This is a genomic window from Campylobacter australis (assembly GCF_050586305.1).
Taxonomy (GTDB): Bacteria; Campylobacterota; Campylobacteria; order Campylobacterales; family Campylobacteraceae; genus Campylobacter_A.
Genome location: NZ_JAXUAA010000012.1, coordinates 1 through 19066, shown reverse-complemented (window position 1 = coordinate 19066; position 19066 = coordinate 1). Strand labels below are relative to the sequence as shown.

General features: G+C 35.7%; 18 protein-coding genes. 6 read left to right on the top strand and 12 right to left on the bottom strand.

The window, feature by feature from the left end; genetic code table 11:
- The first annotated feature begins 227 nt into the window (after positions 1-227).
- The gene (locus U5B17_RS09485; protein ID WP_430805111.1) at positions 228-2075 is read left to right on the top strand and encodes an aryl-sulfate sulfotransferase; all 1848 of its coding nucleotides are present in this window, start codon (positions 228-230) and stop codon (positions 2073-2075) included.
- A 113-nt stretch (positions 2076-2188) separates the two neighbouring features.
- Positions 2189-3250, top strand: a complete 1062-nt coding sequence (locus tag U5B17_RS09480; RefSeq protein ID WP_430805110.1) for a DNA cytosine methyltransferase — start codon at positions 2189-2191, stop codon at positions 3248-3250.
- Here the strand turns inward: U5B17_RS09480 and U5B17_RS09475 are convergent.
- The gene (locus U5B17_RS09475; protein WP_430805109.1) at positions 3240-4070 is read right to left on the bottom strand and encodes a hypothetical protein; all 831 of its coding nucleotides are present in this window, start codon (positions 4068-4070) and stop codon (positions 3240-3242) included. The genes U5B17_RS09480 and U5B17_RS09475 overlap by 11 nt on opposite strands.
- The gene (locus tag U5B17_RS09470) at positions 4070-4279 is read right to left on the bottom strand and encodes a helix-turn-helix domain-containing protein (RefSeq protein ID WP_430805108.1); all 210 of its coding nucleotides are present in this window, start codon (positions 4277-4279) and stop codon (positions 4070-4072) included. Before U5B17_RS09470 ends, U5B17_RS09475 begins: the two co-directional genes overlap by 1 nt.
- A 232-nt stretch (positions 4280-4511) precedes the next feature.
- On the opposite strand from U5B17_RS09470, the gene U5B17_RS09465 reads away from it, so the two are divergent.
- The 4 genes from U5B17_RS09465 to U5B17_RS09450 all read left to right on the top strand — a co-directional run bounded on the left by U5B17_RS09465 (position 4512) and on the right by U5B17_RS09450 (position 7587).
- Complete coding sequence (locus U5B17_RS09465; RefSeq protein WP_430805107.1) at positions 4512-5651, top strand: hypothetical protein; 1140 nt, start codon at positions 4512-4514, stop codon at positions 5649-5651.
- A 154-nt stretch (positions 5652-5805) separates the two neighbouring features.
- Entirely contained in the window at positions 5806-5973 is a 168-nt protein-coding gene (locus U5B17_RS09460; RefSeq protein WP_430805106.1) for a hypothetical protein, read from the top strand.
- A 9-nt stretch (positions 5974-5982) separates the two neighbouring features.
- Positions 5983-6696: a disulfide bond formation protein B gene (locus U5B17_RS09455; protein WP_430805105.1), complete on the top strand. Its 714-nt coding sequence runs from the start codon at positions 5983-5985 to the stop codon at positions 6694-6696.
- A gap of 9 nt (positions 6697-6705) precedes the next feature.
- Complete coding sequence (locus U5B17_RS09450; RefSeq protein WP_430805104.1) at positions 6706-7587, top strand: hypothetical protein; 882 nt, start codon at positions 6706-6708, stop codon at positions 7585-7587.
- A gap of 26 nt (positions 7588-7613) precedes the next feature.
- On the opposite strand, the gene U5B17_RS09445 is transcribed toward U5B17_RS09450, so the two are convergent.
- The 10 genes from U5B17_RS09445 to U5B17_RS09400 all read right to left on the bottom strand — a co-directional run bounded on the left by U5B17_RS09445 (position 7614) and on the right by U5B17_RS09400 (position 18734).
- Positions 7614-8450 carry a YihY family inner membrane protein gene (locus tag U5B17_RS09445; protein ID WP_430805103.1) on the bottom strand — a complete coding sequence of 279 codons (837 nt, stop codon included), beginning with the start codon at positions 8448-8450 and terminating at the stop codon, positions 7614-7616.
- Between the two features lie 46 nt (positions 8451-8496).
- Positions 8497-9090, bottom strand: coding sequence for an effector protein (locus U5B17_RS09440; RefSeq protein WP_430805102.1), 594 nt, complete (start codon positions 9088-9090; stop codon positions 8497-8499).
- 74 nt (positions 9091-9164) lie between these two features.
- On the bottom strand, positions 9165-12368 hold the full coding sequence (locus U5B17_RS09435) for a S8 family serine peptidase (protein ID WP_430805101.1): 3204 nt from the start codon (positions 12366-12368) through the stop codon (positions 9165-9167).
- A 171-nt stretch (positions 12369-12539) separates the two neighbouring features.
- Positions 12540-13421 (bottom strand): NrfD/PsrC family molybdoenzyme membrane anchor subunit, encoded by an 882-nt coding sequence (gene nrfD / locus U5B17_RS09430; protein ID WP_430805100.1) that lies wholly within the window; start codon positions 13419-13421, stop codon positions 12540-12542.
- 17 nt (positions 13422-13438) lie between these two features.
- On the bottom strand, positions 13439-14074 hold the full coding sequence (locus U5B17_RS09425) for a TorD/DmsD family molecular chaperone (protein ID WP_430805099.1): 636 nt from the start codon (positions 14072-14074) through the stop codon (positions 13439-13441).
- Positions 14075-14085: 11 nt separating this feature from the next.
- Positions 14086-14643: a 4Fe-4S dicluster domain-containing protein gene (locus tag U5B17_RS09420; protein ID WP_430805098.1), complete on the bottom strand. Its 558-nt coding sequence runs from the start codon at positions 14641-14643 to the stop codon at positions 14086-14088.
- 1 nt (position 14644) lies between these two features.
- On the bottom strand, positions 14645-16930 hold the full coding sequence (locus U5B17_RS09415; RefSeq protein WP_430805097.1) for a molybdopterin-containing oxidoreductase family protein: 2286 nt from the start codon (positions 16928-16930) through the stop codon (positions 14645-14647).
- A 19-nt stretch (positions 16931-16949) separates the two neighbouring features.
- Positions 16950-17840, bottom strand: a complete 891-nt coding sequence (locus U5B17_RS09410; RefSeq protein WP_430805096.1) for a hypothetical protein — start codon at positions 17838-17840, stop codon at positions 16950-16952.
- A gap of 10 nt (positions 17841-17850) precedes the next feature.
- A complete protein-coding gene (locus tag U5B17_RS09405; protein WP_430805095.1) occupies positions 17851-18555 on the bottom strand; it encodes a disulfide bond formation protein B in 705 nt (234 codons plus the stop codon).
- A gap of 11 nt (positions 18556-18566) precedes the next feature.
- Positions 18567-18734 (bottom strand): hypothetical protein, encoded by a 168-nt coding sequence (locus U5B17_RS09400; RefSeq protein ID WP_430805094.1) that lies wholly within the window; start codon positions 18732-18734, stop codon positions 18567-18569.
- Positions 18735-19066: the final 332 nt, after the last annotated feature.

The following is a 19066-nucleotide window of genomic DNA, read 5'->3' as shown; positions in this document are numbered from 1 at the left end:
AAATTTTAAGAGTAAAATTTTAAAAATCCGTAAAATGCTTACATAATTATATATAAAATAGAGTAAATTTAAAATCGACTATCAAAATAGCTAAAATTTTAAAAATTTTTATAGTAAAAAACATATTTAAGCACTATTTAATATTTATGTTATTTTTATAAGATTAACCTGTTTTATAATTACACTCGAAAGTAAATACAAAAACACATTTTATAAAGGAGAAATTTATGAAAAAAACACTTTCTTCAGTTGCGTTAGCTGCTATTTTAGTTGGTGGCTTTACTACAAATGCACTTGCTATAGGCGGTCCGAGCGGTTCGCATATTGACTATGCTATACCTGGCAAACTTGGCGAAGTAGTCGTAAATCCTTATGATATCGCTCCACTTACAGCGGTTATTAAAAGCGGTGGTTTTACGATAAAAAATGTCAAAGTTACTATCGTTCCTAAAAAAGATGGACAGACTATCAGCTATGCAGTTGCAGATAAGCATATCAGGACTCACGGCGGTATCCCAGTTTTTGGTATGTATCCAGACTATCAAAATACAGTAGAGGTTGAATACACTAAAATTTATAAGGGTCAAGAAGAAAAAGTAAAAGAAACTTATAAAATTTACGCTCCAGCTATCTATCTTGAAAGCACAGGCATGCCAAATCAAAAAGGACCACTTTTTGATAAGATCGAAGTCGTAAAAGCTGCGAGTGGTAAGTTTGCAAACAGACTTTATTATGTAAATAACTTCGTAAATAAAACCGGCAAAGGCACAAAGGTTGTGTGGAACAACCCAGCTGGTGGTGCGATAGAGTGGAACTACACTCCAAACAACTTCGTGCTTGATACCAAAGGTGAAGTCAGATGGTATCTTGAGCCAAGCAAAATTTACGACCTAAAAACTCCGATGAATGCTGGCGTTATGATGGGCTTTAAGCAAAATCCAGATGGTGCTATGACTTGGGGTTATGGACAGCACTATGTAAAATACGACATCATGGGTAGAGAAATTTTTAACCGCGAACTACCAGCTCAGTATAATGACTTCTCGCACTCTATGGATGTGATGGATAACGGACACTACTTGCTTCGCGTGGCAAACGCTAACCTAAAACGCGCTGATGGCAGAAATGTCCGAACAGTACGCGATGTGATAGTTGAAGTGGATCGTGATGGCAATGTTGTTGATGACTGGAGATTGTATGAAATCCTTGATCCATACAGAGATACAGTTATAAAAGTGCTTGATCAAGGTGCAGTGTGCCTAAATATCGATGCTAGCAAAGCAGGTCATACAGCAAGTGCTGATGAGCTAGCGATGATGGATACACAGGAAAAATGGGGCGATATCGTAGGCGTTGGACCTGGTAGAAACTGGGCTCATGTAAATAGCGTCGATCACGACCCAACAGACGATAGCATCATCATCTCAAGCCGCCACCAAAATGCTGTTATCAAAATCGGACGCGATAAAAAAGTAAAATGGATCATTGGCGGGCACAAAGGCTGGAAAGATCAGTTTAAAGATAAGCTTCTTCAGCCAGTTGATAGCAAAGGCAACAAGATCGTTTGCGAAGACGAATACACAAAATGCCCTGGATATGAGAGTGATAAAGGCGGCTTTGACTGGCAATACACTCAGCACACAGCATTTCGCATCGACAGCAAGTCAAAACCAGGCGTTGTATATCTAACCGTCTTTGATAACGGCGATAGTAGGGGCTTTGAGCAACCAGCTATTGCAGGTATGAAATACAGCCGTGCGGTAGTCTTTAAAGTAGATGAGAAGGCAAAAACAGTCGAGCAAGTTTGGGAATACGGCAAAGAGCGTGGTGCAGAGTGGTATAGCTCTGTTACATCTTTAACTCAGTATCAAGATGATTTAAACTCAATCTTTGCTTACTCAGCGGTTGCTGGTATGCAGTTTGATATCGCAACTGGTCGCCCAGTAGGTCTTCCAAGCCCACATATTAATGAGTTTGAATGGGGTGCAAAAGAGCCATCAGTTGAGATCAAAATGACAAATGCGATGGGCTATCAGGCGTTTCCATTTAGTGTAGAAAAAGCTTTTAGTAAGTAAGCTTGTAAAATTCCAAGGTGCTAGGAGACTAGCACCTCTTCATATAAAAATCATACTTTTATCCATTTTTGTGTAAAATATCAAAAATCTATAATAAATTTTAGTGAATTTAAATGAAACAATATAATATACTTGACCTTTTTGCTGGAGTTGGAGGTCTTAGTTATGGCTTTTCTAAGATGAATGAATTTAAAATATTGGCTGCAAATGAGATAGAAAAAGATATTGCCACAGCTTATATGCTTAATTACCCTGAAGTAAGGATGTTAAATTGCAACATTTGTGACATTAACAAAAAGTTACTAGATGAAATTTTAAATGATCAAAATATTGACATTATCGTTGGAGGTCCGCCGTGCCAGTCATACTCTACACTTGGCAAGCGCCAAATGGATGAACGGGCAAATTTATTTTTACAGTATAAAAGAATTTTGCAAATTCTAAAACCAAAAGCATTTATTTTTGAAAATGTAGTTGGAATTTTAAGTATGGATAAAGGAAGGCTTTTTGAAAAAATACAAAATGAATTTGCAGATATTGGATACAAACTCAAATTTAAAGTCTTAAATGCTGCTAATTTTGGAGTGCCTCAGTTTAGAGAGCGTGTATTTTTAGTTGGATTTTTAGGGAAAAATTTATTTAAATACCCAACTCCAACGCATAATGAAAAAAATTTTATAACATTAAAAGATGCCTTTTGTGACTTGCCAATCTTAAAAAGTGGTGAAAAGAGTGAACAATATATTGGCTCATCTAGTAATGAATTTTTAAAATTTGTAAGAAAAGATAGTGAAATTTTAACAGAACATACTGCACCAAAAAATGGTGAACATCTAATAAAAATAATGCAAACTCTAAAAGATGGTCAAAGTAAAGATGATTTACCAGAACATATTCGACCCAAAAGTGGATATGCTAACACCTATGCCAAGCTATGGTGGGATAGACCATCAACAACCATAACAAGAAATTTTGCATGCCCATCATCAAGTAGGTGCATACACCCAAGAGACTCACGCGCCATGAGCATAAGAGAGGGCGCTAGACTTCAAAGTTTTCCGGATGATTATAAATTTTATGGCTCCGATAGCACAAAAAGATTAAGTATAGGCAATGCTGTTCCTCCACTTCTATCACTTGCAATAGCAAAACAGATGCTAAAAGCTATGAAGTAATCTTTTTAATCTTATCAAAGTTATGATGAAATTGCATTTTAGCTTGATGCCATTGTACAAAACCAAACGGTAATTGTATCGTCGTGCCACCATTTGTATTGCCATAAAAAACTTGATTTTGTAAATTTTTAACATCCAAAGAAAGTTTTTGTATATCAAAAATTTCATTCACACTATTTTCACCTAAAGTATTTATATACCAAATAAAATCACTCCATTCGCTCTCATCACTAGCAGCTCCCATTGAAAAGGATAGTTTCGTGATTTGCTCTAAATTTTGTTTAAACCATGAAAGTAAGCCTATATATAAATTTTCATTGTAATTTTTAAGCGTATTAGCATTTAGGCTTTTGTGTTTTATTTGAGAATTGTAAATTTTTACATTACTTTTGTCTGCAAACTCACTAATTATCTGTTTAGCATCTTCTGCTGCAGCCCAAAATAGCCTTATAGATCTTTTAACTTCATTTGAAATTTTATAAAAATGTTTTTCAAAAATAGAAATAAAATTTTCAGCTCCAACAAAATAAACTTGACCAGACAAGCTTTTTTTGATTGAGATTTTTACATTTTCTCCACTTAAAAATTTTATTTTTAGATCCGTTTTTGATTTTGTTGGTTTATCTAAAACGCCACTAACTTGACTCTCATGGAGTCCTCCAATTTGTATTTGAACTATCTTTGCATCTTTTTTATCTATTTTACTTAAAAAATCATATTGAAATTGTATATTTTCTTGTAGTAAATTTTTAATATTTTCTTCATTTTTATGTCCCGATAATTTAGCATGTGTCCAGCCTTGCGATCTGTTTCTTTGCATTATACATCCTTTAAGAACAATTTATATGGTTCAATTTTTAAGGCATCTGCTATCTTTTCTATATTGTCTATTGAAACATTTCTTTTATTGCACTCAATGCTACTTATATAGGTTTGATGAAGATCGCAAAGCTCAGACAGTTTTTCTTGTGAAATACCTAAATTTGCACGATATTTACGGATATTTTTACTAAAAATTTCTCTAATCATTTTTTAACCTCGCTAATTTGAAAGTATATTAAATTAAGAAAGCATATGTCCATAGACTATAAGTCATAGTAATATTATTTTCCAATATTATTACTATGACTTGTCTTTATTTTTTATTTTTCAAAAAGCTTAAAATTTATGTAACAGCACTTCTATTTTAAGTGTGCAATTTTACATATTTTTAATGAAAATTAAAATATAATATCTAGTAACTAAATTTTAGGAAGCTAGAATGGAGAATATTTTTTTAGAAAGTTACGATATTTTTAAGCTTTACCCAAACAATAGTGGTAAGCTTTACTCAAATTTTATCTCAAACAACAAGCGTTTATCTATAACTCGTTGCTACTACATTATATCGGTTGAAAATATATTTCTTACATATTCTCATTTGCTAATTTATGAACAGTGTCTTTACATGCTTTATACGCAAAATAAGCTCAAAAATGGCGACTTTACGCTTAATATTAAAAAATCCGATCTAGCTAAAAAATTTAAAACCGATATAACAAAAAGTGCTACCGATACGATAAAACGGCTTTGCGAGATGCAAGAGGTGACAATAAGTATCATAGTAAAAGACAAGATAGATAAGCAGATGAATATAGTTGAATTTATCGATACTGCTGTAAGTGAAAAATATGCAGACTTGCCAGAAGAGATAAATATTAGACTAAATGCTGAGTTTGTAAAACTTTATCGCTGTGCATACTTGGATAAGATAGAGTATTTAAGTGATTTTTCAGCAGAACAAGGCAGTTTTGTTCGCTACTTTATGCAACACGACCTTGATGGTGGTATAAAAGCGTCTGCAATACTTGAGAAAATGGGTGTTTTTGAGTATGTCCCATTTAGTCGCAAAAAACGCTTTGAACAAGAAATTTCAAATTTAAATTTTTACTATAAAAATGAAAAATTTCAGGTAAAAGATGGCTTTGTAGTACAAGAAAGTGGGGCAAAAAGAGTAAGCGAAAACCAAAATGCACAGGTCATGCTTTTTGGCATTATCTATGAGCAAATTCTAAAAAATTACACCAAAAATATCGTGCTAAACGATGAAAATTTGGCAAGATATTACGAGCGTTTTGGTAGATTTGACAAACCACAGAGCTTTTTTAAAATTTTATCCAACTTAGAGCTTATGCTAAACCAGTCACTACATCAAGAAAATACAGCTATCACATACTTTTCGCACTTTTTTGATAGTGTGGTTTGTAAAAATGATGGTGAATTTTTAATATTTTTAGAGCTTAATCAAAAGGGTTTTGAATACATCATCTCACGACGTGCGAACCTTGATCTTTGGGATATTAGTTCAGCTGACTATGGGCTTACACCATATAACAGCGAACCAGCCTGTTTGATAAATTAGACCTTAAAATACATAAAATTTCTTTTAAAAATACATTTTTTAAATTTTACTACGATAAATTTTAGTTTTTTGAAAAAAATATTTAAAAATTTATTAAATTTTAATATTCATAAGAGTATATTTATCTTAAATACTTTCTTAATAGGAGGCTAAAATGGAATTTATCATGGTTTTGATGTTTTTCATCGCTGGGCTATTTTTATGGCTAAAACCAGAAAAAAAGTCCGCAGTCGTAAATTTTGGTATCGTTGGTATCGTAATACTTGTCTTTATGATGGCATGGGTAAATAAATTTACCGTCTTGCCAATGGGAAATTTCTAGGAGGAAACTATGCAAAATGAGCTAAAAACTTGGGGCGATGATGAAAAGTGGTTTTTTAACCTTTTCGCACTTGCAGCACTAGCGCTAGTCGCACTTCCTGTTGGTATCGCGTGCATCATACTTGGCTTTGGCATGGGAGATAGCCCTTGCATTATGTGCTGGCATGAGAGATTTTGCATGGTTGCGATCTCATTTGTAGCACTTCTTGTAGTGCGATATGGCTTTAAGGTAAAATACTTAGCAGCCATATTGTTTTTAACTTGCCTTGGACTTTATGATGGATTTACACATTATAGTCTTGATGGGCTTTACGGCGGATATTTAGATATCAAGCAAGGCTTTGGGCTTGAAATTTTAGGTGCTCACACGCAGTTTTGGGTCGTAGTGGTGCATTTTTGCGTATTTTTATTTTTAGGTGTGATACTGCTTCTTGGTAAAAATGTGGGCTCAATCATGGCAAAAAGCGAAAGCGGTGCATATGGCGAAGTTTTGCCTAGTTTTATGCTTGGTAAAGTTGCAGTTGTGGTTTTTGTTGTGATTATGGGTTTTAACCTAGTCCAAGCCTTTATCACCGCAGGTCCGCCACCATATAACGCCTCTGCTACACCATCACGAATGAGCCTAGATCCTAGCAAGTGGTTTTGGGAGCTAGATCACTGGTATGAAACAGAGATAGATTTCCGCGAGAGTTGGAATCCAAAACTTCCAAATTTGCCAAAATAGGAGAGCGTGATGAGAAAGTTTATATTATTTTTTACACTTTTTGCATTTGCTTTTGCAGATGAGTTTGAGCTTGACTTTAAAAAAGGTGCGGTTGAAAATTTAAAAGAGCTAAAACAAACGGGTATGGTTGAGCTAAGACTAAATGATAATACGCCTGTTTCTGGGCTTGATTATGATGAAGAGAGTAAGACATTTTTAGTCGGTACGCTAAATTTAGGACTTTACACGCTTGATGAGAGCTTGCAAAGCGTAAAAACCTACCTACGAAGTACAAAAGACTGGATAATACAGATGGAAGACGGAGTATCGGTAGCGTTTTTTAACGGCTCGATCGGTATCATAAGCTATAACAAAACCTATGAGTTTTTTAAACACGCTCCTAATCAAAGCAAAGATGAAGCCAACAAAGCTTGGCGATATCTGCTTGAAGGGTATGAAAATTTCACACTTGATTTTAAGGATCGCTACTACACCGTGCGGGCTAAACAGCAGTTTATCTTATCATGGGATCACTCAAAATTTTATGGTGAGTTTTTTGTAGCAAGCGTGCCTGATGACATAAAAACAAATTGGAGTATCGCAAGTTTTAGCGATAGTGATAATATGCTCTCAACAGAGTTTGTGCCAAGCTTTGATGAGGCTTTGGGCGTGAAACAAGATCGCACAATAGATGATTATTACATCACTGGCATGGATGCAAATGGTGAGTTTATCTACCTGCTTTCAAAGCAGTATTCAAGTATATTAAAGCTTGATCCGCGTACTAGAAAAGTGGTTGAAGTATTTGGATTTAGCGGAGCTAGCGACGCTCATGGGCTAGCTATAAAAGACGGTAAATTTTACATAGCCACAAGAGAAAATGGCAAAAATGTCGTGGCTATATTTGAATAAATTTGCTATTTAAAATTTAAGGGCGATTAGCTTTCTATCGCCCTTTTTTCATCATCTCTAAGCTCTAAAAAGCTACATAGTTTCACGCCGTAAAGATAGATTATCCACGATACATAAATCCATACAAAAAAGAGCAAAACCACCGAAAATGAGCCATAAACGCTTAAATAAGTCTTGTTATTTACCGCGTAAAATACAAAAATACTCTTACCAAGATACCAGATGAATGATGCGATAAATGAGCTAAATAGCGCATTTTTAAGTGCTATCTGACGGCTAACCGAGATAAGATATGTGATACAAAATATCACCCAGATGATAAAATATGGAAAAATGCTTAAAAAATTTATCCAGCTTGTGTATTGGGTCGAGTTTAGTAGTTCTTGAAGTAAATTTGATAGATAAAAGCTAAGCCCAAGTCCGATAGGAGCGAGCGTTATCAGCGTCCAATACACGCTAAGCGAGCGGAAAAACCCACGCCCTTCGCAACGCATAATTTTATTGATAATATACTCATAGTCCATAAAAAACATAAGCGAAGTAAAGATGATAGCGCCAAGTCCTAGCATGCCAAGAGTGGAGCTATTAGCAAGAAATTTCTCGATATATTCAGTGATCATCTCTTGGTTGCTTGGCAAAAGCGATGAAAATATAAACTCCTTTATCTTATCATAATATATCCCAAAACTAGGCATCTGCGTAAATATAGAAAACGATACCAAAAGCACAGGGATTATCGAAAGTATCGTGTGAAAGCTAAGGCTTGAAGCGTAGTGCATTAGCTCTTTGTCTTTAATCTTTAAAAGTAGCGATAGACAAAATTTTAGCTTTTGTGAAATTTGACTAAGGTTAAAATTTCTCATTTTTCTCCTTTAAGCCAGCTATTTTACTATTTTTTGTTTAAAATTTCTACCCAAAGGTCTTGCATTTTGCCATTATCTCATCTAGCTCGCCACTATTTTGCGCGCTAAGTAAAAGCTCATTTACCTCAAGCATAGAAGTGCTAAAGTTAGCATTTATGATCTCTTTTATAAAGCTAGCGCTCTCACTTTGTTTATTTATCGTGTAAAGATCACGCCAAGTATCTGTTATCCACCATCCACACTTTGAGATAAAGCTAAACTTAGCCAAAAGCCCTTCTTTTAGTATCATAGCTATCTCATCACTCTTTGCGATATTTTCACTCACAAGGTCTAAAACATCAGGACTAAGTGCTGTAAAAAGTCTGTATCCAAGCGAATTTGTCGTATTTTCACAACATATCCTAAACTGAAAAAAGGCATTTTGAAATTTAGCGTGCGAGATACAAATTTGATGCTTTTGGGTAAAATTTGGATATGAGTTTAACCTTTTTTCATCTATGTTAAGTTGCCACGAAGTATTGCCTCCAGCAGATAAAAACTCGTTAAACGAAAGGCGGATAAACTCCTTATGACTTCGCTCCTCAGCTTCAAAAAAGCCGTAGTTTGCGATATTTTGCTCTTTAAACTCACTAAATTTCAAAATTTCTCCAAACGACAAAATGGCAAGGTAAGATGTTATTATATCTTACCTAATAATAATTTTTGCTAAATAAGTTAAAAGAATAACTTAAATTGGATATTTAATCCATTTGATTTGATATTATCCCCTAAAACTCCTACATAAGATAAATTTACAGTAGCGTCTTTAAATACTGTAAAACCCAATCCTAAATCAATAGAGCCAATATCTCTAAGTTCTTCGCCCTTCAGATCTGCAAATCCAGCATCAGCTAAATTAATTCTTAAAGCTGGGCTTTTTTGGCTGAAAAAATGTCCATATAGAAAATTTGCATTTACTACAAGTTTTTTAATTTGAGCTTGTGTATTTAAGCCAATAGTAGCAAATCCCAAATCTCTGCTATCTTTATAAATACCAATATTATATGGTCCTACTTTTTCATTCATTCCATCTATTTTTGAATTTATATAACTAATTCCAACATGTGGTCTCAAAGAGATATTGTTTTGTGCAAAATCATATCCAGCATTGGCATATGTTAGTAATGTTTTTTCTTTACTCTTAACTCTTTGTGAAGATATATGATTAATAATTATTGATGTTGGCTGCTTTTTGCGATCAGTATTTGCATAAATAACTCCTGCATTTATTAATAAATTACTGAAATTAGACTTTGTATAAAATCCAAATTTTGAACTGTGATTTTTATACTCATCTTTTCCTTGCATACTAGTATCCATTTTTTCTAACCCTATTAAAGCACCTATTTTTATATTCTCATTTATATTTGAATCTGCACCAAATATTTGTGAGTATGATTTTGATTTCGCACTAATCTTTCTATAAGATATCTTGTTTGCAAATGTATCAGTCCAAAACGAAACACCATTTTCTTGCTTAACAATACGATTTAAATCACTATCTTTTAAAATAGAATTTTCTAATAAAATTGTATTTATTATTGATGAATTTTGAGCTGCAAAATTTGATTCATTTGCTAATGTTTTTAGTGTATCTTTTGCCTCTTGAGTGGTAGCAAATAAGAAATTCCTATAAAGATCGCTTGTTTGAATAGTATTTGTAGCTGAAGCGGCTCTAAATACAGTATTTGATATAGAAGTATGCTTGAAATTTTCAGAATTTTGTATAACAGAAGCTATAATATTTTCATTTTTTGAACCAGCAAGATCAACTATGTCAATGCCTTTTTTAAGCTCTATTGAAAGCTTATTATTACTAAAATTCTTTATAAGACTAAAAAGTGCATAATCATCTACTAAAGCATTGTCATATCCCTTAAATTCACCACTTGTAGAATAGTTTTTTGTCTTTGTTGCATCCTTTCTTAACAAAATAAGTTCATCAAATTCTGGTGAAATGCCAATAATTGAACCATTTTCAAATTTTACATTTACATTTTCACTATCTGTCTTAGATAAGACAAATCTGCCACCTTGGTTTATTATGGCATTTATCTTTTGTGGCATGCTCTTTGTTTTTATATCTTTAAAAACATATGCTTGATTGTATTTGGATTTAGTAGTTACGGTTTTTGTCATTAGTTCTTTTTCTATTTGAAGTGAACCACCATTATTTACTATAACATTACTGCTAGATAAAGATTGATTAAGTGCTATTATTTTACCACCATTTATTATCGTATCTCCTGTATATGTATTTGTTCCAGTTAAAGTTAAAGTGCCTTTTCCACTTTTAATAAGATATCCTTGATAATTTATCTCCTCTCTTTCATTTCTAGCCATTTCTCTTGCTGTTTGTATATCATATTCTATACTTTCTTCTTTGCTTAGATTACCATTTTTTCTTTTAAGATCAAGCTCTTCTTTTTTTATTTTCCATTCTTGTTTATCTTTTTCGTCTTCAGCTTTTCTTGCTTTTAAGGCCACATCAGATATGTCATTACTCCATATGTCATTACTATTCATCACAATATGAAATTTACCTAAAAATTGTCCAGGACCAAACATGGCCTTACCTATATCAACTATACCCCAACCCCATTTTTCATTTGGCACTCCAAGCTCTTTAAATTCTGAAATTAGTATTTTTCTTCCATCCGATCTTGTTTTAAAAGAATCTTGTATCTGTCTAGCAGTTGTTAACATAACATCACGAATTTGTTCATTTGACATATATGTATACCTGGACATTATAACGCCTAAAGCGCCTGTAACATGCGGTGCTGCCATTGATGTGCCATCCCATTGATCATACCCATCTTTACCATCTTCACTTACGGTTGTTGAATTTATTTTTTCACTAGGCGCTGCTATACTCCACCACTTTGAATGGCCAGGCATATTAAATCTTTGTGAATCAGAACCTGTAGAACCTGTAACATTTATCCATAAATTTTCTATATTTGGACGAAAGTATGGCAACATCGCTCTGGTATATGATTCTTGCATTTTATCTCTATTACCAGCAGTAAAAACTTGTATAATTTTGTTATTTGCCGCAACCTCATAAGCGGCATCTAACCAAGTCTTATGTCCTACTACCATAAACTGATAATATGCTTTTTTCGCATTATCTAAATCTTTAATATATAAATAATCACTTGGTTTTGCTGGAATGCTTTCACCTTGTGTAAATCCAAGAGCACCACTAAAAGATGAATTTACTTTTCTATTTGCTCCCCAACTATTGTTTATAGCTCTAACTCCACTACTTGCAAGTGATTGATAAACAGTACTAAAATAACCATAATCTTGAGTAGGTCCATATGTCATCCCATCGCTTCCACCAGTATTTGCAGATACTAAATTTGCACCCCAGGCAACTCCGTGCATACCTTTTCCGTCACGATTTGCTGCTATTGTGCCACCAACATGAGTTCCATGAGAATCATTTATGCCCTTTATCCAGTTACCTGTTGTACTAAATTTCTCATCTTTTTGAAATTTTGCTTTATTTTGTCTATCTTTTAAGACATCTGTATTTCCAACTTCTGCATCTGGGTAACGCATACCATCAAAGAAATAATTGCCATTTGTAGAGATGGCAGATATTCTATCTCCTAAAAATTCAGGATGTGATAAAAACATACCAGAGTCAACTATGCCAAGTTTGACACCGCTTCCATTTGCACCAATGGCATATGCTATTGAAGCGTTTATTTTTTCTAGCCCCCAATAACTTTTATATTCAGATGTTTCCCAGCTTTGAATATCACCTAGAACTCCTTGCGTAGATATATTTGCGCTCAAAAGATTAGAGTGTATTATTCCACAGGTTACAAATAAAACTAGTATTTTATTTTGATCTAAAATTTGCATTTATTCTCCTTTATTTTGCAGAAATATTATGTCAAATTTTAGTAAAATTAAATTTAAAAACTAATTAAAAAAATAAAAATTTTTTTAATTTAAAATACTAAAAAATTATTTAATAAAATAAGCCAGACAAAATATCTGGCTTAAAAATTAAACTAAAGGAGGGGGCAAAAACTAAAAGATGTAAAAGGCTCCAAAAATTATAATCGCTCTTAGGCAAAATCCGCCGATAAGAACGCCTATTTCACTTAAAATACTGCCTTTTGCATCTGTTGCTTGGCATGATGTGCCATTTGCTGTGGCTACACATTTTGAGCCAAAGAACACATCAGCACCACCGATAAGTGGAAGCATTAAACCAAGCACGACAAATCCTATCCAAAACACAGGCGCCAACGCTCCTGATGTGATAGCCTTGACACTAGTATATCCTGCTGCTTCGTTACTAACTACTGCAAATAGCATAATTACAGCGATGATCTCAAGCGCAACTAGATAGGTATGAAATTTATGCACACCGTGAGTCAGGTTATGCCCTGCATTTAGTGTAGTAATAGCATTTGCGCTAAGTCCAGTTGATATAGCTGAGATTGTAAATAGTATCGGTAGCCACACACTAGCCCAAAGCGGGATCGCCTTAACAACATAAAGCAAAAGTCCAGTATATCCCATAACGCCAAGAGCCAAAAGTGACCCAAGAGCTAAAATATGACTACAAATTTTGCCACTTTTCATCTGCAAAAGCACAATAAGGCTAACGATGATGAAAAATGTAAGCAAATATGTACCGATGCTCATCATCGAAGTTGGCGCAGTGTAAAGTTGCAAAATTTTAAATGGATTTATCGCTGCGCTTGGCGCTAAGTCAAAGACAAGCAAGAGCGTTCCAACGATAACAGCGACAGGGGCAAGTAAAAAGCCAAATTTATAAAATCGCTCATTTATCGCTCCAAAAACGCCTTTGTAAGCCAGAGCTGAACACAAAAATGCTCCAGCACCAAGACCGCCTAAAAATAGATAGATGACAATCAGCCATCCCCAAGTTTCTTGTTGCATCTTATTTCCTTTTTAATTTATTTAGCAATTGCCAAAATTTTGGTTAAATTTACCTGCTCATCTTGTAAATAAAGCGGTAAAAACTCAGCAAAAGCCTTCCAAATGTCAAGCTTTGCATTTTCGCCACATCTGCTAGCAAATTCTAAAAACCATTTACTAGGATGTGTATCGATAAACTCAGCTTTTTGTCTTAGACACTCGTAAAATTTCTCCTGTTGCTCGTTTTGCAAAAAGCCAAGTGCTTGAAAGCTTAGAAAATACAAAAATTGAAGCTCATAGCCGATAAAATCATCTGGAAATTTATCAAATTTCTCAGCCTCAACGCGAAGCCCAGCCTGTTTATAAATTTCTCTAACTTCCATCGTGTGTGCCCCAAAAAGCGTTTTGTAGTCAAAGTAAGCCGACTCATAAGGCAGTGCTTTTGGACGGCGAGGACCTACAAAAAGCGTGTTGTATTCGTATCTTGCTTCGTCTGTTAGCTCTTTGTTTTGGTTACATTTTTTAAGCTCAGCGATAAAGGTGTGATTTTGAAATTTTGACTCCAAACCATCTGCCAACTCGCAAATCTGAACTAAATTTTGTTCATCAAAATTTGCTAAAAAAACCCTTCGCAAGATATCTTCTATCACAAGGCTATTTTGTAAAACTTGCATCTTTTATCCTTTTAGTGAATGAAGTTGTTGCGTTTCATTCTTGGATAGAAGCGAACATTTGGCTTGGTAAAGAAGTGCTTAAAGCCTGGCATCTCCTTACTCATTCCAGCGCTGTCGCTAACATCACTATCTTCTAGTTTTAGCACGCTACACGGACATCCTGCCACACACGCTGGCTCTTCGCCTCGTTCGATCCTTTCAGCACAAAGGTTGCATTTTTGTGCTTTACCGTCAAAGCCTTTTGTGATCGCACCATAAGGACAGCCAAGCAAGCAGTAGCCGCAACCTATGCACTTGTCGTGAAGTGGCTGGACGATACCGTTTTCTAACTTTTCATATGCGCCAACAGGGCAGACATCCATACAAGCCGGATTGTCGCAGTGGTGGCATGAGTGGGTGATGAAAACTTCCTTTTCTATGCCATCTTCATGGATAAGCATCATATCAACATGTCGCCAGTTTATATCTGGATGTTGGTTGTGATAAACTTGACAAGAAATTTCACACGCCTTGCAACCGATACAAAAGTTGTAGTCAAATAAAAATCCTAATTTTCTCTTTGTTTGCATTTTATGCCTCCTGTTTTGCGGCTTTTCTTACTTCGCAAAAACTTGCTGTATATGTCGAGCCATTACCTAAGTCGCTAACGCCATCAGAGCAAAGGATATTTGCTCCTGTGCGAGATTTGGTTACTTTTACCCAGATATTATTCCAAGCATAGCAAATTCCAGGTTTCATCTGAGATGTCTCAACAGCTGTAAATACCGCTGTTCCCTTTTCGTTTGTAGCTTCAACCGTGTCGCCGTTTTTGATACCACGAGCATCCATATCTTCTTTTGTCATAAACAGCTCAGCGTTGCCTTTTACGATGACACGCTTGATGATATATGGCATATTTCCCCAGTTTGAGTTATCTTGTAGCTGTGTTCCTGGCGTCATAAAATAAAGCGGATACTTTTTAATATAGTCTTTGCCGTATTTTTCATTGTAATAATCCCAATCGTCATTTAAATCAATTACAGGATGATAACCAGCATCTTTAAAGGTCTTAGAGTATAGCTCCGCTTTGCCACTTTCAGTTCCAAATACTAGCTTATCTTTTGGTGCATAAGGATAGTAAGGGAACTGATCTTTCATCGTCTCTGGCGTCCTAAATGGCTTGATCCAGCCAACACTTTTTAGCTTTTCGTAAGTGATATTTTGCTTTTTGGCAAATTCTGTATCTAAAAAGCGACGACAAACCGTCTCACTATCCCAATTAAAGCACTCTTCTGTATAACCCATAGCTTTTGCTAAAGCGTTAAAGAACTCTAAATTTGTCTTAGCTTCACCAAGTGGCTTAACCGCTTGGGCGTTGTAGCAGACATAGCCTGAAATTTGGTCATTTTGTATATCTTCGCTCTCCATAAATGTAACGCCTGGAAGCACATAGTCAGCATAATCGCAAGTGTCAATGTCATATGGATCAATAACAACTAAGAAAAAGTCATCGTCCATAATGCGTTTTTTAATCAAATTTGTATTTGGTGCAGTTACCATTAAATTTGAGTTGTAGTGGATACAGGCTTTTATCGGCACTGGAACTGGCTTGTCAAGATATGTTGCTCCCTCTTTTTGTATGCCTTTGCCAAATTCTATATAACTTATCTCTTGACGCTCTATCTTATTGCCGTCTTTGTCTTTTGGTGATAGATCTGGCATGCAGTTTGCGAAGTTAAAGCAGCCTTTCACATGCACATAGGCCCAGAAAAGTCCGCCACCAAGCTTAGTCAGCGAGCCAACCAAAACTGGCAAGAATGTAACCGCACGAACAAGCCTTGCGCCGTTAAAGTGTCTTTGACCGCCATCTCCGTGCATAATGGCTGGTGCCTTTGCGTGAGCGTATTCACGAGCAAATACCTTAATCTGATCTACACTCGCACCACACATCGCAGCCAACTCGCCGTAAGTATAAAGTGAGCACTCTTTAACAAGCTCGTCAAAGCCCATTGTATATTTTTCTACAAATTCGTGATCATAAAGATCCTCCTCTATAAGCACCTTGCAAACCGCTAGACAAAAGGCTGGATCGCTTGATGGACGAAGCTGGATAAACATATCAGCTTGATTTGCCAGTGGCACACGAACTGAGTTTATAACGATGATCTTGCCGCCTCTTTTTTTAACACGGTGGGCAAATCTTACCCAGTGCACCGCAGTATAAGCTTCGTTTGAGCCCCAACTGATATACATATCGCTCTCATCAACTTCAAGAGCATCTTTTGAAAAATCAGTGCCGATAACACTTGGAGTGCCAGCATATCTTGGCCAGTCACATGGGTTGCGAACAAGTCTTGTTGCACCATATTTTTCTAAGAAATTTCCCGGCGCGATTGTCTTTGAGATGTGTCCTTCATTTCCAGAATAGACAAACTCGGTCAGTGCTTCACCGCCAAATTTCTCTTTTATCTCAGTTAGCTTTGCAGCAATCTCTTTTAGCGCTTGATCCCAGCTGATGCGCTCCCATTTGCCCTCGCCCTTTTTGCCTACGCGCTTCATCGGATACATAATGCGGTCGGCATTATATAGGTGCATGGCGTAGGTATGACCCTTAACGCAGACCGTGCCTTGCGTAAGCGGGTGCTTTGGATCGCCTTTGATACTTACCATCTTACCATCTTTGACCTCTGCGATCATAGAACAGGCGTCTCGGCAGTTTCTAGGGCAGGTCAGATAGTGATACTCCACGCCATTTTCGTTTTTGTAGGATTTTGGGTTAAAATCTACTTCAAACTGCTCCATGCCAAACAGGCTCGGGGAGGTGCCAGCTACGATAGCACCAGCTCCAACACCTTTTAAAAATGAGCGTCTTTGCATATTTTCTCCTTCTTTAAGGTTATTTCATATCAAAAATATAGACTTTATTGTCACTTCCCTCGCGGGCAAAGATATGAAATTTGCCATCTTTTATCGCTAGGGCTCTCGGGTTTGCGATATTATCAAAACCCACCGCATCTTCAATCTGTTTTGTTTTTAAATTTAACTTCAAAATCGTTGAGTAATTTTTGCTAAGCAGATATAAATCGTCGCCTTGCAAATCCATGCCAGTTATATAATAGTTTGAAATATCCTTACCGTCTTTTAGCTTTAAATTTTCACTCACAGCAGGCACATACTCCTCTAAAATCATCTTATCACTGCCATCAAACACAGCTATACTCCAGCTTGGGCGAACATCGTTTGGCACTGATGCGGTTACAAATCTATTACTTGCTGCATCATACTCCCAGCCCAAAATGTACTGCTGTTTTGCGCGAAGCGTTGAAAAGCGACCCTTGCCGTCCTCGCTAAGCTTAAATTTATCCCAGCCAGCTAGCATGTGTCGCCACTGATCGTTTTGCTCCTCTTTGCTCAGCCCATCGACTGGCTCATAAAAGACAAAGGATTTGTTATAGCTTATCATTCCAACAGCACCTTTATACCAAGTAACCCCCACTGTCTTTTCAAGCTCAAGCATAAAGTGGCGGTCGTGCTGTGCATATCTTTGTGGATTTAAATTCTCGTCTGCTATATAAAATTCATTCTCCAAAGAGCAGAGTGCAAACTGCTTTTTACCCTCGTCATAGTCAGCCCCAGTTATAGGGTTGTTGTTTTGCATTTTTAGCACTAAACTGCTGCTTGGCGTTAAAATTTTGATGTTTTCAAACGCTCCGTTTTTACTATCCATATCAAACTCAAAGCCAAAAGCAAGAGTTGCTAAGAGTGTTGTGTATATTATTTTTTTCATTCTCTACTCCTTATTTTGGCAGGTCTGGAAGCTCTGGGTTCCAGTCAAATTTGTAATCTAATGCGCTCTCCCAGTGATCTTTCTCCCAGAACCACTTGCTAGGATCTAGGCTCATTCTTGGCGGTGTTGATGATCCAAGGTATGGTGGTACACCAGATGTGATGAAGGCTTGGATGCAGTTTGCTCCAACGATAACTACAAAAACCATCGTAGCGATCTTACCAACTGGTAAAAATGGCACGAATTTGCCGTATTCGCCACGCTCGCTTTTTGCCATTATCTCGCCCAAATTTTTACCAAACAATATAATAAGCGATAAAAATATAAGGACGCAGAAATTTACGACCATTACCCAAAACTGCGTATGTGCACCTAAAATTTCAATACCAAAGCCTTGCTTGATATCAAGGTATCCACCAAATGTGCCGTCAATGCTATAGTGAATAAAACCATTATAAAGCCCACGGCAAGTCATTAAAATAAGTGCAGCAAGATAGGTGCGCTTTGGACCATAACGGACGATAAAAAGCGCGATAAGTGCGATAAATATCATCGTTATGCGCTCTGACCAACACATAATGCACGGACTATCCCCCATGCCAAATCCAAGAACGATACAAGCTATACCAACTGGCAAGGCGATGAGTGCAAGAGCCGCAAGTGACATCATATTAAAGAAATTTTGTTCATCGTTATTTAGCGATAAATTTTGCATTTTCTCCCCCCTTAATAGTTGCCAATAGGCACGACGACCCACAAATTTACATAAAACTCCATCGCGATGGAGATAACTGCACTGGCTATGGCTAGCCCAGTCGCCAATGCCCGCTTCTCAGGTTTAAACAAGAGTAAAAACGCCGAGATGAAGATTAAAGTTAAAACCAAAAACTCCATAAGAACCTTCCTTTCTTTTAAAATAAAACTAGATATTTTATTTATGATTGATTTAATGAATAATAATACGATTTTTATTAAATTTTACTGAAAAGATGAGAAATTTATCAAAATTTATATATTTTTTGCAAAATTTATTTTATAAAAATCATTTTTTATAATAAAAAATATATTTTTAAGTTTATATTAATATATTTAGTATTTTATATTTTTAAATTTTTACATACTAAAAAGATAAATACTAAATATATAGATAGACAATAAAGTAAAAGTATCTCTTTTTTAGATTAGTAAATCTTAATTTTTATATATTGAAATATAGACTTATATTA

Coding starts and splice junctions, on each gene's coding strand:
- U5B17_RS09485 (WP_430805111.1), top strand. CDS start 228: ATGAAAAAAACACTTTCTTCAGTTGCGTTAGCTGCTATTTTAGTTGGT.
- U5B17_RS09480 (WP_430805110.1), top strand. CDS start 2,189: ATGAAACAATATAATATACTTGACCTTTTTGCTGGAGTTGGAGGTCTT.
- U5B17_RS09475 (WP_430805109.1), bottom strand. CDS start 4,070: ATGCAAAGAAACAGATCGCAAGGCTGGACACATGCTAAATTATCGGGA.
- U5B17_RS09470 (WP_430805108.1), bottom strand. CDS start 4,279: ATGATTAGAGAAATTTTTAGTAAAAATATCCGTAAATATCGTGCAAAT.
- U5B17_RS09465 (WP_430805107.1), top strand. CDS start 4,512: ATGGAGAATATTTTTTTAGAAAGTTACGATATTTTTAAGCTTTACCCA.
- U5B17_RS09460 (WP_430805106.1), top strand. CDS start 5,806: ATGGAATTTATCATGGTTTTGATGTTTTTCATCGCTGGGCTATTTTTA.
- U5B17_RS09455 (WP_430805105.1), top strand. CDS start 5,983: ATGCAAAATGAGCTAAAAACTTGGGGCGATGATGAAAAGTGGTTTTTT.
- U5B17_RS09450 (WP_430805104.1), top strand. CDS start 6,706: ATGAGAAAGTTTATATTATTTTTTACACTTTTTGCATTTGCTTTTGCA.
- U5B17_RS09445 (WP_430805103.1), bottom strand. CDS start 8,450: ATGAGAAATTTTAACCTTAGTCAAATTTCACAAAAGCTAAAATTTTGT.
- U5B17_RS09435 (WP_430805101.1), bottom strand. CDS start 12,368: ATGCAAATTTTAGATCAAAATAAAATACTAGTTTTATTTGTAACCTGT.
- nrfD (WP_430805100.1), bottom strand. CDS start 13,421: ATGCAACAAGAAACTTGGGGATGGCTGATTGTCATCTATCTATTTTTA.
- U5B17_RS09425 (WP_430805099.1), bottom strand. CDS start 14,074: ATGCAAGTTTTACAAAATAGCCTTGTGATAGAAGATATCTTGCGAAGG.
- U5B17_RS09420 (WP_430805098.1), bottom strand. CDS start 14,643: ATGCAAACAAAGAGAAAATTAGGATTTTTATTTGACTACAACTTTTGT.
- U5B17_RS09415 (WP_430805097.1), bottom strand. CDS start 16,930: ATGCAAAGACGCTCATTTTTAAAAGGTGTTGGAGCTGGTGCTATCGTA.
- U5B17_RS09410 (WP_430805096.1), bottom strand. CDS start 17,840: ATGAAAAAAATAATATACACAACACTCTTAGCAACTCTTGCTTTTGGC.
- U5B17_RS09405 (WP_430805095.1), bottom strand. CDS start 18,555: ATGCAAAATTTATCGCTAAATAACGATGAACAAAATTTCTTTAATATG.
- U5B17_RS09400 (WP_430805094.1), bottom strand. CDS start 18,734: ATGGAGTTTTTGGTTTTAACTTTAATCTTCATCTCGGCGTTTTTACTC.